Here is a 17,121-nt window from a genome sequence, read left to right on the forward strand (position 1 = left end):
GTTCCTCTAATTCCCTGTTCCTCTAATTCCCTGTTCCTCTAATTCCCTGTTCCTCTAATTCCCTGTTCCTCTAATTCCCTGTTTCTGTAACTCTATTTGTTTCTGTAACTACCTGTTCCTGCAATCTTTACAGATACCTGCTTTTCGGAGAACTTTCTACTTTTTTTCAGGAACAAATATATTGGTTGAAACAGAATATAATAAAATAGAAACTTACTTTTTATAGTAAGTGAAAGATTAACTTCTTATATTTAATGAGAAATTATTCTCATTTAAAAGAAACTTACCACGCTTATATATGTGATAATATGGAGAGTATGTGATAGTATGGAGAGTTTGTCTACCGGAGTAGAAGGGCTGGATTTGCTGATGGAGGGAGGGTATCCTAAAGGAAAGAGTATTCTGGTCACGGGCCCTCCGGGTTCGGGAAAAACCATCCTCGGAATTCATTTCCTTCACAGGAGTTGCCAGGAAGGCAAAAAATGCATACTTATTCTTACCAGAGAACTTACTGAAGATATACTTACTCAGGCCCGTGGCCTCAATCTTAATCTGGAGCCTTTCCTTGAGAACGGCCAGCTCAGTATCAGGAATATATTCGAAGACAAGATTAACAAGCTCAAAAGCGTTTCAAAATTCGGAAAAGGGCTCTGTGCCGTGGATGCGGATATAATCGAATATCTGAGCTCCATGTCTTCGGAAGTTGATGTTGTGGTCATTGACAACATTGGAGTAATGGCTATACATCACGAGATAAGGGAGTTTGCAGATGAGTTCAGTTCTATCTGCATTATTCTCCTGAAAAATGGATGTACAGGCCTCTTTGTAATGGATGAGGACTCTTACGAGCTGACTCACAAGCTTACAGGTTACATGGTTTTCGGGTTGATGAGACTCATAACACAGGAAAATTTCAGTTCTGGAAAAACGAAGCAGTATCTCTACATTGAAAAAATGAGAAATACTCCAGTTCCGGTCAAGTATTCCCTGTTTGACGTTACTCCGCAGGGAATTAGAGTAATCTCAGGCATGAAACCATCCCTCAAATGATCAGCTACCCGAATTGGGCCTCGGGATCTCAGGAAATCGGAGATTTTCCGGAAGTTGCACTGCAAGTGCAACAGTCCGCTGTCCCCAGGAGGACCAATTAAACTGGGTAAAAATGTGAAAAAAGGTTATGCTGCTTTTATGATAAATTCACAGCAGTCATTCCTATTTCCGATGGTTTTTAGAGCCTCGAGACTGCAGGCCGAATCTACTTTCAAAGTTATGTTTGAAAAAATCTTCCTCGTCAGTGTGCAAAGGATGGGGTTTTTGCGGGCTTCTTCTCCTTTCCAGGGGCATTTTGTTCCCCTGACTACCCAGAGGTTTTCATTTTCACCCATGGTCGATGAAAAGGTTCCACCCATCTGGTTCATTATCTCGGCGCAGACATTCCCTGCGTAAGCCAGGTCCATTTCTCTGTCTTCAAAATGGTACAGATCAAAAAGTGTCTTTTCTACCATGCCTGTCATCTGATTTATTATAACCTTTTTTTCCTCATTTGAGACAGACTGGAGAAGGGTCGGAATTACGGATGTAAGGATACTCTGTACCCTGTTCTTTATTTCGAGACTGTCGCGGTCGGCAACCAATCTATCGTGAAGGCACTTGACTCTGAGCAGAGATTTTACTCGGGTCTTGAGTTCAAGCCTGTTTATAGGTTTTGTAAGGAAATCATCAGCTCCGACCTCAATCCCTCTGATCCGGTCTTCAAGTTCCGAAAGGGCTGTAAGCATCAGGACAGGAATGAACTGGGTTTCGGGATTTTCCTTGAGAATTTTGCAGACCTCATAGCCGTTGATCTCAGGCATCATAACATCCAGAAGCACAATATCCGGTTTTTCGTCCTTAACTTTCTGAAGTGCTTCATTTCCGCCATAGGCAGAGATAACTTCATAAGGTTCAACTGCAAGGTAGGCTTCCATCAGTTCTATATTTTCCTTCATGTCATCTACAATCAGGACTTTTGGTTTGTTTTTATCATTCAACAAGGCTTCCTCCCTTGGGTTCATGAATCTTGATCCCTTTAGATGTGATTTCAAAGATTGACATATCGGGAGAAATAGGAGTACTGCGCATCTTGGGTATGCACAGATAGCGCTCCATTTTTCCGAGATAGGCATTCTCTTTTACCAGCAGGCGAATAGAACCGTAGACCGAGTACTCGGCAAGCTGGTGAGTTAAATTGTGTGCTGACTCGTCCATGATTAAAAGAGTAGTGCAGCCTTTTTTTCTCACGAGATAGTTCAGTCCGTCAAATTGGTCCCTGAGCCTTTTTTGGGAAACTCTCAGGGCAAAAGTGCCCAGATTATCTATGACAAGGCATTCTGTTCCTTCACGTATTAATTCTATAAGGTTTGGAAGTTCAATATCAAGGCTTTCAGGTTTAAATCCGTACCTTGTCTGCCCTATGCTTTCTGAACGGCTCTCAAATATGTTTTCTATGCTGAGTTGCCCGCTCTCATAGTAAGGCTTAATATCATGCCCCAGCATTTCTGCCTGGTAGAGGATATCTTCAGGAGTTTCTTCAGTTGCGATCATCAGGCATTTTCTTCCTTCAACGCAGTTCCTGTGAATGAAATGGATTCCAAAGATAGTTTTTCCACTCCCTGCCACTCCTGTAATCAGGGTTGCTTTGTTCACAGGATAGCCCCCGATCAATTTCCTGTCCAGCTCCTCTATGCCTGTTGAAACCCTCTCCATTTTTGTAAACCCTCATTCTCTTGTGTACTTTGCCCCTTTTACTTCCCGCACTATCAGGTGACATTGAATTAGTTTTACAATGTATTGTAAGTTATAGAAAATATTCAAATAAATTTAGCAGTTTTGGGATTATTTAGTAGTTTTCTAACTTAAAACACATATTCACTATTCCTTAATAGCTTGAAATAAAAGAACTTTCTATTTAATTTTATTGATTATGATAAGGTCATATTTGGTGTCTATATTTCAATTGTGTATAATATTATGATGCCGAAAATTACTTCTATATATTAAAAGAACTTTTGTAATATAAAAGTTATGTTTGTGGTGTGTTTCTTTTATTTCAGTGATGTTTCTATTAATTTCGACCTGATATTTAGCTATAAATTTCTTTTCTTCAGTCAACATGCCAAATTTTATTTATCCTGTGCCACTTGACAAACATTCTCATCAGGGGGAACTTTTGAATTTGCTCTCTTTTTCTGTCCATTTTTCTTAATTCTGAGAGAAACCTTTAATATAGGTAGTTACTATCACTACACTTGCACCATGGGCTCGTAGGGTAGCCAGGATATCCTAATGGGCTTCGAAGTAATATTATTACGAAGATACCCATTGACTCGTGTTCGAATCGCGGCGGGCCCGTTAATTATTCTTTTACCTGGCATCTTCAATTTTGCTATAAGTGTTCTTCTGTACAGTCTTTTCTTCAGCTGAATCTTATTCCTGAAAAGTTTTTTCACTCTGTGTTTTAAGATTTTCTTTTCACGGCATACCAGAATTCTACCAAAATCCTGCCAGAATCCTTTCATTGTGCGCCAAAAAATATTTATAATCTGGATTTTTTTCCTGCAGGAAAAGAAACCACCGAAATTGAACAAAGAGGCCCCGGATGGAAAAAAAACATGAACCTTTATTCAGAATCGAATGGATTAATGCAAAAAACTCTGAAGCTCTGGAAGACGCCTTTAATGTCCGCAGAGAGGTCTTCATAAAAGAACAAAACATACCCGAGGACGAGGAATTTGACGAAGCAGACTTAATGTCCTATCATGTTATTGTGTATGCAAATTCAAGACCAGTGGCTACAGGCAGACTTTTAAAAGAGAGGGAAATATGGCTTATAGGAAGGATTTCCGTCCTGAAAGAATGCAGGGGAAAACAGGTCGGCAAACTCGTTGTAGATAAACTTCTGGAACAAGCTATTGAACTTGGAGCAGCAGAGGTTAATATTCATGCACAGACCCACGCAGTAAGTTTTTACAAAAAGTTTGGGTTTGTTGCTTTTGGAGATACTTTCCTTGAAGCTGGCATAGAGCATATCTCTATGGTAAAAAAGATCTGATTTCAAGGCAGATAGAAGTAAGGTTCGAAGTTAATTGAGGTTCGAAGTTAATTGAGGTTCGAAGTTAATCCCGGAAATCTCAGTCCTTATAATGCTGCAATTCTTATTTTCGGGATACTTATATATTATCTGAGCAAAATCCTATATTTATGAGCTGGTATGCAATAGATGCGGTAGACAGGGCTTTTTTAAGGGCAAAAAAAGCTCTCTTTGAACCTTTTGATTTCTGGAAATGGGTAAAACTCGCAGTCATTATCTTTTTGCTGGGTGGTGCAGCCTCTAACTATGGAGGCTCGGGTACCAATTACCGGATGGACTCCGAAGATTTCGGAAACAATTTACCTTATGTCGAACCGGGTCAGATCCCCGGATTTCCTTCCGGGATGAATGGAATTGACCCTTACCATATGTACTTTCCGGAACCAGCGGGAGTTATTATTGCAGTAATAGTCTTTCTTCTGCTCCTGGCTCTACTCATATCCTACATCTCCAGCATCATGGAGTTTGTTTTTGTGGAGTCACTGGTAAAAAACGAGGTTAAGTTCTGGGCTTATTTAGGGGAGTTTATGGGAAAGGGGTTCTACCTCCTGCTGGTGCGTCTGGCTCTCGGGCTGGTTTTTCTCGTGTTTTTTGCAATAGCTTTTCTACCTCTTATTCCCACCATCCTTGAGGAGCCTTCTGACGTTTCCGTGCCTGTTCTTATAGGCGGGATTTTCTGGTTTATTGTTGTGCTCCTGATATTGGCCCTGATCGGGGTAGCAATCAATTCCTTTTTAAGCCTTGCAATTCCTCTTTCAATTTACCGGAACACCGGGATTCTTTCAGCTTTCGGGCTTGTCTTTGCAAACTTCAGGAAAAGCTGGAAGGAAGTTATTGTTTACTGGTTTGTCAGATTCTTACTCAGCATAGGAATAGCTATTCTTGCAATTCTTCTTTTCGGGATTACTATGCTGTTTTTAGGGCTGACTTTCCTTATTACCGATGGGATTCTGTACTTCCTTTTTTCAGCCCTTGTATCAGATCCCCTTGTCTGGATACTCCTTATTCCCTTTGTACTTATAGAGCTGGCATTGATCTTTGGAGCCCTTCTTTTCCTCAATGTACCCCTTGCCGTTTTCATGAAGTACCATCTCTTGAGTTTCCTTGAAACCTGGTTTGTCGGTGCAGAAATTCCCTTTTTTGATGCTCCTGTCCAGGAGCCTGAAAAGGGTTTGAGCGAAGCTGAGGTTAATTTTTGAGTTGAATTTTGATGTTTGAGTTAAATATAAGAAAATTCAGGGGTTTGAACCGACTTTAGAGTCGGTCTCCCTGAGTTTTCTGGATATTCAGGTCAGCATTTTAACAGCTGACCTCTTTTTTATGTCAGGACAAAGAACCTTTGTTTAGAAACTCTGCTTTTTTAATAATAATATACTTCCTGAAACTAACTATATTCTGCGAATATTCTTTCCGGATCTCATTCGGAAATCAAAGTTTGGGAGTTGAAAATAATGAAGCAGGAGTTCATCGAGAAATATTATCTGGGTAAAGAAGTAGAAATTGACATTGGAGGGAACACTACATACAGAGGAGTTGCTGCCGAATGCAAAGATGGGGTCCTTAGCCTTAAATGGACTATAAAAGAAGAAGGCTATACCCATATCGATATCGAGAAAATTGCTGCAATGTGGAGAACCCTGAAGCAAAAGTAAGAAGATGTCAAAGTAAAACAATATCGTAAAATGATATTTAAAAACAATATCGTAAAATGATATTTAAAAACAATATCGTAAAATGGTATTGTAACAGGCGCAGTAAAATAATACACTTCAAAATTTGCTTATACTATACGAATTAAACTCAGTAGTAGAGGTAGCTGAAGTCTTTTCAGTTCCTCTACGGCTAAGTTTTAACTTTAAGGCGGGAAGTTTCCTTCCTCGATGTGAAGCAGCAGAGAGGAGTAGTTCACTTTTACATTCAAGCTTTTGAGGAGGGGAAAGAAGCCTCTACTTTTTTATCCCAATTTTTTCTGTTTCAAACTCTTTCTTCCTGAAAACCGGAATCCTGCTGTAGATTTTGAGTTTTTATTCTCTACTTTCTAACCCGGATAGTTCTGTAAAAATATCGTGATAAAATATCGTGATAAAATATCGTGATAAAATATCGTGGTAAGTACTGTGAATAAGTATATGAATAGAAAACAATGGACTGTCTTTTCTGCTGTTACAATAAAGCTTAAATTAAGTACAGTAATTACTGAATAAACTGATTGGCGTGCAGTGAATCCTTTTATCCGTCGGAAAGGTGTAGATTTGCTTTCCCGGGTAAGGATATTTTGTACGTAAGATATTTGTCTGAAGTAAAGTATATAAGCGGTTGGTAAAGGACATTATATACTTTACTGTAGATTCGGTACCTTACCGGTCAGAGGTTTGTTATAGTATGCTGACCAGTAATTTACCCTGAAATCAGCGCTTACTGGTTATCAGTGCTAGCAGCGGTTTGTCAGTATTAGTATTGTCACCACTTACTGATTAGCAATTTATCAAGAGTTGTCAGTCAGCCGCAGGATAGGGCTTGAATCGACGACCTTTACTTCAGTTTATTTTTCATCAGGGAGACTCCCATATGATAAAAGAAATCACTGCCAAATACAATGCAGAACAAATTGAAAATAAAGTAACGCAGTTCTGGGAAGACAGCGATGCCTACCGGAAAACCCGGGAGCACCGTAAAACCGGAAAAAGGCTTTTTTTTGTTGACGGCCCCCCGTACACTACAGGACATATCCACCTGGGGACTGCCTGGAATAAGATCATTAAAGATTCTATTCTCCGCTATTATTCCATGAACAACCGCAATATCATGGAGCGCCCCGGCTGGGATATGCACGGGCTGCCCATCGAAGTAAAGGTAGAGGGCGTTCTCGGCTTTAAGTCCAAGAAGGACATTGAGAGTTTCGGGGTAGGGAATTTCATTGAAAAATGTAAGGAGTTTGCCATAAACCAGAAGCAGGCAATGACCGAGCAGTTTGAGAGGCTCGGGGTCTGGCTGCAGTGGGAAGACCCCTACATGACCCTGAAAGATGAGTACATCGAAGCAGCCTGGTGGACCCTCAAACAGGCCGAGGAAAAGAACCTGCTTGATGTGGGCAAGCGTGTGGTCAACTGGTGTCCCCGTTGCGAAACCGCCATTGCCGACTCCGAAGTCGAATATGCGGACCGGACCGACCCGTCCATCTATGTCAAGTTCAAGGTCAGGGGAGAGGAAAACACCTTCATAGTGATCTGGACCACAACCCCCTGGACCATCCCCTCGAACATCGCCGTTGCGGTCCACCCGTCCTTCGAATACGCGAAGTTCAGGGCAGTCCGCCAGGACGGAAAGGAAGAAATCCTGATCGCAGCCACAACCCTCATTGAGAACGTGCTCAGGAAGGGCAGGTACACGGACTACGAGATCCTTGAAACCATGCTCGGGGAAGACGTCGCAGGCCTGGAATACGAGAGCCCCCTTGCGGACCTGATCCCGCGCCAGGCTGAATTCAAGCACAATGTCTACGAGGCCGAATACGTAACCGCAGAAAACACCGGCTGTGTGCACATTGCCCCGGGGCACGGGATGGACGACTTTAACGTAGGGGTCAAAAACGGCCTGCCGATTTTCTGTCCCGTAGGCCCGAACGGTTCCTACACCGGGGAAGCCGGCAAGTATGCAGGCATGAACATAAGGGAAGCAAACGCTGTTGTCATCGAGGACCTCATGGAGCGCGACAGGCTCCTTGCCGAGGGGACCGTGACCCACCGTTACGGGCACTGCTGGCGCTGCAAGACCCCGATCATCTACCTGGCGACCGAACAGTGGTTCCTCAAAATTACCGATCTCAAGGAAAAAATGCTCGAGGCAATCGATGCAGTAGACTGGTACCCCGACTGGGCAGGCTCGGCCCGCTTCAGGACCTGGGTGGAAGGCGCAAGGGACTGGTGCATCTCCAGGCAGCGCTACTGGGGAATCCCAATCCCGGTCTGGAAATGCCGGAAATGCGGCAAGCTCGAAGTCATAGGGACCAGGGAAGAACTCATTGAAAAGTCCAGCAATGCTGGCGGGGAAATCGAACTGCATCGCCCCTACGTGGATGAAGTGATCATTCCCTGTGAGTGCGGTGGGGACAAAAAGCGTGTTGAAGACGTTTTTGATGTCTGGTTCGACTCGGCTGTTGCTTCGTGGGCAACCCTGAAGTTCCCGCAGACGCAGGATCAGTTTGATGAATGGTGGCCTGCTGACTTCATTACCGAAGGGCATGACCAGACCCGAGGCTGGTTCTATTCCCAGCTTGGAGCAAGCATGGTCGGCTTTGGACGGGCGCCTTATAAGAGTGTGCTCATGCACGGCTTTACTCTTGATGCCGGCGGAAAGAAGATGTCAAAGAGCCTTGGAAATGTAATTTCCCCATTGGACATCATCGACAGGTTCGGGGCAGATACCCTGCGTGCCTACGTGCTTTCCTCAAGCGCACCCTGGGATGACCTGAAGTTCAACCTGGAGGAGATAGAAACTGTCCACCGCTCAATTAACATCCTCTGGAACGTTTTCAGGTTCCCGCTTCCGTATATGGCGCTTGACAACTTTGACCCGATGCAGGTCAGCCTGGACTCTGTAAAAGATGCCCTGCGGGAAGAAGACAGGTGGATTCTCTCAAGAGCCCAGTCCGTGGTAAAAGCTGTAGATGAAGCCATGAGCGGGTACCTGCTGCATAAAGCAGTTCGTGAGATTCTGGAGTTTGCTCTGGAAGACCTCTCGCGCTGGTATATCCAGCTTATCCGCCCGAGGACCTGGACCGAAGCTGACGACCCGGACAAGCTTGCAGCTTATTGTGTGCTTTACGAAGTCTATGTAACCATCACAAAACTGATCTCCCCCTTCATGCCCTACCTGGCTGAGGAGATGTACCAGAACCTGATCCGGAATGTGGATCCGAAAGCTCACGAATCCGTGCACATGTGCGACTGGCCGAAGGTTAACGAAGCCTATCTTGACCCCGAGCTTGAAGCAGCCATGAGCACTGCACGCTCCATTGTGGAAGCTGCCTCAAACGCCCGCCAGAAGGCAGGAAGAAAACTCAGGTGGCCCATATCCAGAATTGTTGTCTCCCCTGAAAGCGAGGATGCAGCAAAGGCAGTTGACAGGCTGCGTTCAGTCCTTATGGACCAGACCAATTCCAAAGCCATTGTTCTTACAGGTGTAGGCAAGAGCTGGGACGAACTCGGGCTTGAGGTTATCCCTGACCCGGGTAAGATCGGTCCTGTCTTCAAGAAGGATGCCGGAAAAGTTATTCCTGCCCTGCAAAAAGTCGACGGTGTTGCTTTAAAGAAAGCCTTTGCCGAAACCGGGGAATTCGAGCTCCCATTGGCCGACGGGACCACTGTCACAATTACTCCGGGCATGGCAAACTACAACGAAACCCTGCCTGAAGGTACAGCCAGTGCAGAGTCCGATGCAGGCCTTGTTTATGTGGATGCAAACCTTACTCCTGAACTCGAAGCTGAAGGATACTCAAGGGAAGTCATCCGCAGGCTGCAGGACATGCGGAAGGAACTCGACCTTATTGTGGACGAGAACATCCGCGTCTCTGTCCGGATCGAAGACGAAAGGGTCTTAACGCTTGTTGAAACCCTGAAGGATCTGATTGCAGAAGAGGTTAGAGCCGATTTCTTTGACATAGGCAGCGGTATTGAGGTTTCCGGAGCCCTTGTAAAGGACTGGGATGTCGAAGGCATTGCCATGAAGATGGGAATTGCAAAGAAATAACTCTGCAATTAAGTTTAAGAACGAAACTCGATAAGAAAATCTAAGTTCAGAAAAGAAAAACAGGAAAGGAGTGATTCATATGGATTTTGCTGCCTGGGAGCCTATCTATGAACGAATTCTTAAAGACTTCGGGTTCGACCGCACAGGTGATGAAGAGGCAGCTCGCCTCCTTTCCCAAAAGCTGACTGAGAAAAATACTGCGAGTCTTTCCGAAATTAAGGATACGGTCTCAGGAAAGCCTCTTCTGGTCTGCGGGAATGCTCCGGGACTCAGAAACGAGCTTTTGAAGCTCGATCTTTCTTCTTTTGTGATTGTTGCAGCCGACGGAGCAGCCGCCGTCCTTATGGATATGGGCCGCGTGCCTGAGGTCATCTGTACCGACCTTGACGGTAATTCCGAAGCTGACATTGAAAAAGAGATTCTTGCCTGCACACGGGGCTCAATAGTCCTTATCCACGCCCATGGGGATAACATGGATAAGCTGGAAAAATACGTTCCGCGGTTCAGGCGCTTTATTGCAACTACCCAGGCCCGGCCTTTAGATAACGTTTACAACTTTGGCGGGTTCAGTGATGGGGACCGCTGCGTTTTTGTAGCCAGGGAGTTCGGGGCTAAAAGCATCAGGCTGGCTGGATTTGATTTTGAAGATCCCTCAGTGAATCCGATAAAGAAAAAGAAGCTGAATTGGGCGAAAGAATTAATCGAAATGTTAGGGATTTGAGGGCTAAACGGTCAGTGGATGGTCGGGGTTCAGTGAACTAACAGGTTCAAATCTTTTTCATGCAAGGATTGACCAAAAATTTTTATGTTGGAGAAAACTATACATCTAAAGAAAAAAAGGTAATTTGCATAGTGTATAAATAGAAAGGGTTATTCACTTTTTTAGTTCAATTCACAGCATTTAAAGCTTTAAATTAAATTATATCACGCTTTTATACCTTTAATTCCAATAAGCTGTCTTATATTTCTTTATATGCAGAAAATAGGGATAAAATTTTTAATTTATTGGCGAATTATTAAATTTCTAAAATATAAATTAAATTTATAAGTTTGTCACTTTTTTCCCGTGACATCTTAATGAAGCGGATAATATTACTTTTTCTTCCCTGTACACACAAATGCTCCGATCACTGCCATAACTACCCATAGAATGCCTGTAAAAGGAGTGCTTTTCGTATCTGAGGGTGAGTTTGAATCTGCTGGCTGTTCACTTGCAGTCTCTGTGTTTTCTATCCGATTTTCGTCCTGCCATTTTCCCTGAACTTTCAGTTCCTCAATTACCGCACCCCTGTCTGATACAGGGTGTTTTCCAGGAAAGCCTCCGGAAACGCTGAAAAGCTGCTCATCGGGCTCTTCGTCCCTGAGCATGAGGAGCACGGATTCGTTCAGGGTGAACTCTGCCTGATCTTCAGTCCAGACATACTTTCCGGTTTCGGTTCTCACCTTTATGGTTTCGGCTGGCAGGGAATTATAGAGCCATTCCTCAACTGTAATTGTGAAGATTGTATGGTCATAGTGTACATCAATCCCACTGACGGTTCCTATCACTATTCTATCTGAAGTGTTAATCTGGTAGGGGATTTCGGCAGCTTCCGGAATCAGCAGGGCTGCTGCAGGGCATGGAGCCAAAAGGAGCAGGGCCAGTGCAGATAATATCGAGAGCATATTCAGTTTTCTCATCGACTTCTCCTGTTTTTGATTCCGAGTTGACTTCTTCTGTTTTTGATTCCGAGTTGATTTCTTCTGTTTACGGTTCAATTTATTTTTTAATTTCCTGTTTATTCCTTAATTAGTCCTTTATTTTTCTCTATTATATCTTATTTATGCTTTTTTTAATCTGCAGATTCATTTGAACCTTTTATTGTCCCATCTGGACCATTGAAGGAAAGAGCAGTTCTTCAAGATTCGAGAAGACTACTTGGGAAATGAACAATGACAAAAAGGGTTGAGAAAAGCTGCATTTCAGCTTTTAGACTCGTATGGAGATGCTAATAGAATGGAACCTCAACAAATTGAATATATTTATTTGAAGACAAATATAATTATCCGATGACAAATATAATTATTCAATGCGAATATGAAATGCTCATTCTTTTTTGTGGGGGCAAAAAATGAGGGAATATTTTACAATCAGATTTTTTACTTTTTCGTAAAAAAGTACTTTTGAGGATTTCTACAAAACCAGATCTCATTGATGACGTGGGGTAATGCAAAATGAAAAAGGGAAAATGTCCAAAATGCGGGAGCGAAAATCTCGATATAGGCCATATAATTGGAGAACGTATAGGTTATGAGTCTGATAGCGAATGCTATTTTACCGGTCCCATGCGCGAATTTAAAGTGCATGTTTGTTTAGATTGTGGATATGCTGAATTTTATGTGGATGTAGTTAATCGAAAAAAGTTGAAAGTTGAATCTAAAGTGTAAATATGTGTTATGGGTCCGCATAAGTGACAGAGATAGTACGAGTGACAGAGATAGCGAAGCATTAAATTTTATAGAAAAGTATTGGAAATTGATCCATACAGTGCTTATGCATGGAATAAAAAAGGCGATATCCTCTTTTGTTAAGCTGAAAAATAGTCCCGGATTTAGTGGAAATGGTGGAAAGGCTAAAAACAGCTGTCAAGATGTATGTATCCGGGTATCGCATAATGTTGAGGCATATCATACGATACATGATGAGGCATCAATCTGGATACGACTTCATCAAACCGGTCTTGCCTTTCCACCGCATCTAATATAAGGCTTTTAGCCTTAGTCTACCACTTTCTAATCATCTATTGCCCTTTTTTTCTTGCAGTCCTTCGCCCATCTATGAAACGATTCACTCATATAACGCCAGGGTGGAGTGATGATCGTAATGGCAGCGAAGAACTTTTCATATATTTCTGCGCCGCAGAAATACGAATTATGATTGGCTTTTATTGTTATAAATAATTTTCCAGATCGATTTATATAAACTCAACTATTTTTAATATGAGGAAAACATTAAAGCAAAAACAAAGGATTATTACGTAAATATTTCTTGTTTTCACAGACTCTTCCGGGTGACACAGATCTAAAAATCAAAATGCATTCATGGTTCTCATAATTTTGAGTAGCTTGAAAAATGGGCCGGAAAGAGGAAAGGTAGAAGTTAACAGCTAAATAATATTATTGATATATCTATAAGTACAATTCTCTTAATATAATATTAACTTTTCAATAATAATATTATGTGGCTTCGATGTGCATCAAATCTTCTAATATAATGTAATTCCCTCTATAATTCGATTTAGTTGCCTAAATCAATATTGTATTCATTACAAATGCTGTCTGGTAGCCTGAAATACTACCAAATACTTTCGAATACTACGTATTCAAAATACAGAAGGTTGAAGTATCAAGTAATAAAAATTCATTAATATGAGGTTGATTACTTGGCTTACAGGGCTCCATCCAGAGTTTCCGGAAAACCTCTACAGAGGAGCATTTTGTGCTTTATAGGGTTTCATAAATGGAAAAGAAGTGGAGGTTTGAACATCTATGCTTCAAATGTAAAAGAAAAGTATTTTGTGTGTACAAGATGTGGAAAAAAGAAAACGATATATGAACCTAAAAAGGATTGAAAGTTCCGGATAGGTTTTGGAAAAATTAATAAAATTATATGTTTTTTCATAACAAATTATACTACATTTTCCCAAAGTTTGCCCGCCTTCAACCGACCGGGTCTGTCTAAAGGGTCTATTAAATAATCTTTATTTTTATCCCCCCACATATAAATATTTATTATTATGATACCTGTTTTTTGCTCTAGCTTTAAGACGTTAAATTAAAATCTATTTTTCAAAGAGACGTTCATATAACTGCTAATTTGAAAATAAGCAGTAATCTGGAGCAATTTCAATTATTTTGAAGCCAAAAACACATTTTCCAGTATATGTACAATGAAATCACATGACCGCACCCGTTTAATTAGAAATAAGACTGCATTTTCTCCTTCTTAAGAATCAGTAAGTATTCAGTTTTTTTTCAGAAGAGAAGGTCTGTGCCAGAATAACTATATAGTTTTACCTCCCAAATTATTCTGATCATATGCAAAGACCTGAACTTCTTCCCCTGTTTCTTGACCATAAAACCTTCTTCCAAAGCCCCTCTGATATAATCAAGCGCAACATTTCAGTTTCCCCCTGCCTGGATGGACATGAGATCAATTTGATCTATGGTCCACTCCATGCAGGCAAGACGTCTTTCCTGAAGCAGGTCGCAAGCCTTCTGCAGGGTGTGAAAGTTTACATTAATTTTGAAGATAGCAGGTTTAAAGAATTAGAAACTGAAAGTTTTCAGGAAATCGAGGGAATTGCGGCTGAAGTTTACTTAAAAGAGAATGAAAATGAGGAAGGGCAGATCTACTATTTCCTTGATGAAGTTCATAATGTCCCCGGCTGGGAAAATTGGGTTGACAGGCTAAACAGAGAAGGAGCAGGAGTCTTTGTAACCTCGTCTTCCGCAAGTATCATGAGTCAGGAGGTTTCGTCACTCTTTGCAGGCAGGACCAGAGTCCTCAAACTTTTGCCCTTTTCCTTTAAAGAATACCTTACTCTGAGAGGCCTCAGGGTCCCAAAGCCGAACTTTCTCACACCTTCCCGTTGCGATGAAATGCTGTGCTTGTTCCTGCATTATTTTGAAAACGGCGGCTTCCCCGGCGTAATAAAAGATGGTTCCACACTTTCCCGGAAGTATTTCGAGGAAACTCTGCAGGCAGGGGTTATTGCAAGACATAATATTCAGGATGCAGAAGGGCTGAAAAAACTTGCAGTTTTCCTTATCTCGAACATGGCATCGGAGTACTCACTCGAAACCCTGAAAAAAGTGAGTGGGATCGACAGTGAGGATACTATCCGCAGCTACCTTGACTATCTGGAAGAGGCTTTTTTGCTGTACCGGGTCCCTATGTTTAATCACTCATCCGAAGACGGAAAAGAAAATGAAAATAAAAATGAAAATAAAAATGAAAAAGATGCCCCATGTAAAATTTATGCAGGAGATACGGGTTTCTTCAAGACGGTATACCCCAATTATCCGGACAGCCTGGGATTAAGATTTGAAAACCTTGTGTTTCTTGAACTGCTCAGACAGGGCAAGCAGGCCTCATATTTCCGGGACAGGAGAGAATGTGATTTCCTTATAACCGAACCAGATAGCCAGGCTGTTACGGCTGCGATTCAGGTCTCGGTCTACTTCGGAAGCCCGGCAGTAAGGGAACGGGAGGTTCTCGGGCTTATGGCAGCTATGGAAGAATACGGGCTTAACGAGGGGCTTATCCTTACCATGGACGATGAAGGAGTCGTGGAGATCCCGGGCGAAGACGGGGAAAAGAAAACAATAATCATTAACTCTGTATGGAAATGGATGCTGGAATAACCATACTATTTCCTTTCATCCGGATTTTTCCATTACTTACTTTTCTTCCATTTTAAAGTTTTATCTCTGGCTTCAGTTGCTTTTTTACTTCTCTCGGGGAGACATCGAAAGGACATCGACAGGGACACTGAGAAAGAGGACAAAAAGCCGACTCCGGTTGTAGCTCAGCCGAGTTCGAGGCTATTGATGTAGATGATCCTATTCGGGAGAAGGTGGTGTTCATAAATGCGGTTGCCAGGGCTACGTTTTTTCCAGCCGTGGGGGGATTTGGGATAAATCTCATTTATTTTCGCGCTTCCTTCTGATTTCCCTGGACGATGTCCCATCGTCTTCGTATTCGTCCATCGGGATGATCTCACAAAACTCAAGGACCTCAGGGTTGACGGACATTTCAACTGATTTCCTGCGAAACACCATGAAACGCACATTCTTTTCCTTAAAACTCCTTAGAATGGCGGGCGTATCTACTGTGCCGTCATAGTATTTTGCATCAAACAGCCTGTTGAAAGTATCTGCCCCGATGATGAAGGTGCTGTTCGGGAAAAGGTCAGCTTTTTGCAGGAAAAGCGGCGCCCTGGTAAGGCAAACCCCGCCCATGAAGGCTTCGTCTTTGTATTTCCTTAACGAGTCAAGCCTCTGGCTCAGCGAAATAAAATCTATGGGAGGCTTGTCCACATTCGTCAAAGAGATTTCAAAGTGGACGGGTGCATTATATTTCTTCGAAGCACACTCTGCCATGAAAACATGGTTCTTGTGGCAGGGGTCAAAAGAGCCGGAGAACACGAGTTTTATTTCTTTGGGAGCTTTTGCTTCATCAAAATTGATCCTTACCATTCCAGCTGTTTTGCAGGAACTCTCCGGGGTGCAGCTCTGCTGTTTCAGGAGATCTCCTACCACTCCGGAAACCGAAGTATATTTTTCAATAACTTTTTCTCTTTCCTCCTCTCCGGTCCCAATACCGGCTTCGATCCCGTCCAGAATCCTGATCCCGTTCGATAAATCAATTTCTTGAACGCCGCAGTGGCGGGAGAGTACATTGAAAATCAGGGTTGCAGCAATCTTTTCTTCCTCTTCCCGTGTCCTGTCCGCTGCCAGTTCAAGGGTGCAGACCTCTGTTTCACGGGCTGCCTGGATGGCAACGTGGACCTCGTGTTTTCTCTCTTCCCGCTCGTTTGCCGCCCTGAGCTTGCAGGTCGCTCCGATCCCGATCACATCCTGGGCTGCAGTTCCGCCTGAGCTTTTTGACAGTTCCAGAGCCCGCTGATAAGCGACCATCGCCATCAGCCGTGCAGTTTTTTCCGAGCAGTACTTTTCAGGCTTCCTGCCGAGGAACCGATCCATTGCATCCGTGCTGTACGGGACAACAGCATCCAGTACTGTTGCAGAACCGCTGCCGTGGCGGAGAAGTTCCCCTATTATTTCTGCCCCTCCTCCGGTTATTGCGAGGACGACTTTGCAGGGGGATTTGTGGACCTGGAAAATACGCTCAACAGGCAAATTGATTTTATTTGCAGCCAGTTTGTTTACCATCAGCTCTGTGGATATACTTAATGAGATTATAAATATTATTATTCACGTCAGCCTGCCGTTATTTACACGATCCCGATTCAAAACTTCAAACTTCAGTACCCCAATATTTTCGGATACAAATACCGTGAAACCGAGTTTAAATTTGATTTTCAAGTACCGGGACTCTCACCGGTCGCCAGAAGCGACCGGTTTTCCTCGCAAATGAGCAGCCGAAATATCAGCCTTAATGTCTAAATTTTAATGGTCTATTTTAATGGTCTATATCTGTCTCTTATACACATCTGACGCTGCCGACGAATAGAGAGGTG

General features: G+C 42.8%; 13 protein-coding genes and 1 tRNA gene. 10 read left to right on the forward strand and 4 right to left on the reverse strand.

Annotated features, from left to right (window positions below; all coding sequences use genetic code 11):
- Window positions 1-327: 327 nt before the first annotated feature.
- Entirely contained in the window at window positions 328-1,050 is a 723-nt protein-coding gene (locus EO95_RS07615) for an RAD55 family ATPase (protein WP_048133626.1), read from the forward strand.
- Window positions 1,051-1,175: 125 nt separating this feature from the next.
- Here the strand turns inward: EO95_RS07615 and EO95_RS07620 are convergent, their stop codons facing one another.
- Together EO95_RS07620 and EO95_RS07625 are read right to left on the reverse strand one after the other, a co-directional pair.
- Window positions 1,176-2,030, reverse strand: coding sequence for a response regulator (locus tag EO95_RS07620; protein ID WP_235282909.1), 855 nt, complete (start codon window positions 2,028-2,030; stop codon window positions 1,176-1,178).
- Window positions 2,023-2,745: an ATPase domain-containing protein gene (locus tag EO95_RS07625; RefSeq protein ID WP_048133628.1), complete on the reverse strand. Its 723-nt coding sequence runs from the start codon at window positions 2,743-2,745 to the stop codon at window positions 2,023-2,025. The genes EO95_RS07620 and EO95_RS07625 overlap by 8 nt, the downstream gene beginning before the upstream one ends.
- A gap of 551 nt (window positions 2,746-3,296) precedes the next feature.
- On the opposite strand from EO95_RS07625, the gene EO95_RS07630 reads away from it, so the two are divergent.
- From EO95_RS07630 to EO95_RS07655, 6 genes are all read left to right on the forward strand, one after another.
- Window positions 3,297-3,390: transfer RNA gene (locus EO95_RS07630), tRNA-Arg, on the forward strand.
- A gap of 247 nt (window positions 3,391-3,637) precedes the next feature.
- On the forward strand, window positions 3,638-4,090 hold the full coding sequence (locus EO95_RS07635) for a GNAT family N-acetyltransferase (RefSeq protein ID WP_048133629.1): 453 nt from the start codon (window positions 3,638-3,640) through the stop codon (window positions 4,088-4,090).
- A gap of 149 nt (window positions 4,091-4,239) precedes the next feature.
- The gene (locus tag EO95_RS07640) at window positions 4,240-5,328 is read left to right on the forward strand and encodes a hypothetical protein (protein WP_048133630.1); all 1,089 of its coding nucleotides are present in this window, start codon (window positions 4,240-4,242) and stop codon (window positions 5,326-5,328) included.
- Window positions 5,329-5,580: 252 nt separating this feature from the next.
- Window positions 5,581-5,781: an MM0924 family protein gene (locus EO95_RS07645; RefSeq protein WP_048133631.1), complete on the forward strand. Its 201-nt coding sequence runs from the start codon at window positions 5,581-5,583 to the stop codon at window positions 5,779-5,781.
- Between the two features lie 916 nt (window positions 5,782-6,697).
- Window positions 6,698-9,877, forward strand: a complete 3,180-nt coding sequence (ileS, locus tag EO95_RS07650) for an isoleucine--tRNA ligase (RefSeq protein WP_048133632.1) — start codon at window positions 6,698-6,700, stop codon at window positions 9,875-9,877.
- Window positions 9,878-9,956: 79 nt separating this feature from the next.
- Window positions 9,957-10,598 (forward strand): 6-hydroxymethylpterin diphosphokinase MptE-like protein, encoded by a 642-nt coding sequence (locus tag EO95_RS07655; RefSeq protein ID WP_048133633.1) that lies wholly within the window; start codon window positions 9,957-9,959, stop codon window positions 10,596-10,598.
- Between the two features lie 371 nt (window positions 10,599-10,969).
- Here EO95_RS07655 and EO95_RS07660 read toward each other — a convergent pair whose 3' ends face one another.
- On the reverse strand, window positions 10,970-11,557 hold the full coding sequence (locus tag EO95_RS07660) for a hypothetical protein (RefSeq protein WP_156164012.1): 588 nt from the start codon (window positions 11,555-11,557) through the stop codon (window positions 10,970-10,972).
- 534 nt (window positions 11,558-12,091) lie between these two features.
- Here EO95_RS07660 and EO95_RS07665 point away from each other — a divergent pair.
- From EO95_RS07665 to EO95_RS07675, 3 genes are all read left to right on the forward strand, one after another.
- A complete protein-coding gene (locus tag EO95_RS07665; RefSeq protein ID WP_048133634.1) occupies window positions 12,092-12,304 on the forward strand; it encodes a hypothetical protein in 213 nt (70 codons plus the stop codon).
- Window positions 12,305-13,299: 995 nt separating this feature from the next.
- A complete protein-coding gene (locus tag EO95_RS17045; RefSeq protein WP_082098558.1) occupies window positions 13,300-13,488 on the forward strand; it encodes a hypothetical protein in 189 nt (62 codons plus the stop codon).
- A 466-nt stretch (window positions 13,489-13,954) separates the two neighbouring features.
- Window positions 13,955-15,283 (forward strand): ATP-binding protein, encoded by a 1,329-nt coding sequence (locus EO95_RS07675; protein WP_048133636.1) that lies wholly within the window; start codon window positions 13,955-13,957, stop codon window positions 15,281-15,283.
- A gap of 279 nt (window positions 15,284-15,562) precedes the next feature.
- Here the strand turns inward: EO95_RS07675 and EO95_RS07680 are convergent, their stop codons facing one another.
- Window positions 15,563-16,813, reverse strand: a complete 1,251-nt coding sequence (locus EO95_RS07680; RefSeq protein WP_048133637.1) for a hypothetical protein — start codon at window positions 16,811-16,813, stop codon at window positions 15,563-15,565.
- Between the last annotated feature and the right edge of the window lie 308 nt (window positions 16,814-17,121).

This window comes from Methanosarcina sp. 1.H.T.1A.1, from assembly GCF_000979295.1.
In the GTDB taxonomy this organism is placed as follows: domain Archaea; phylum Halobacteriota; class Methanosarcinia; order Methanosarcinales; family Methanosarcinaceae; genus Methanosarcina.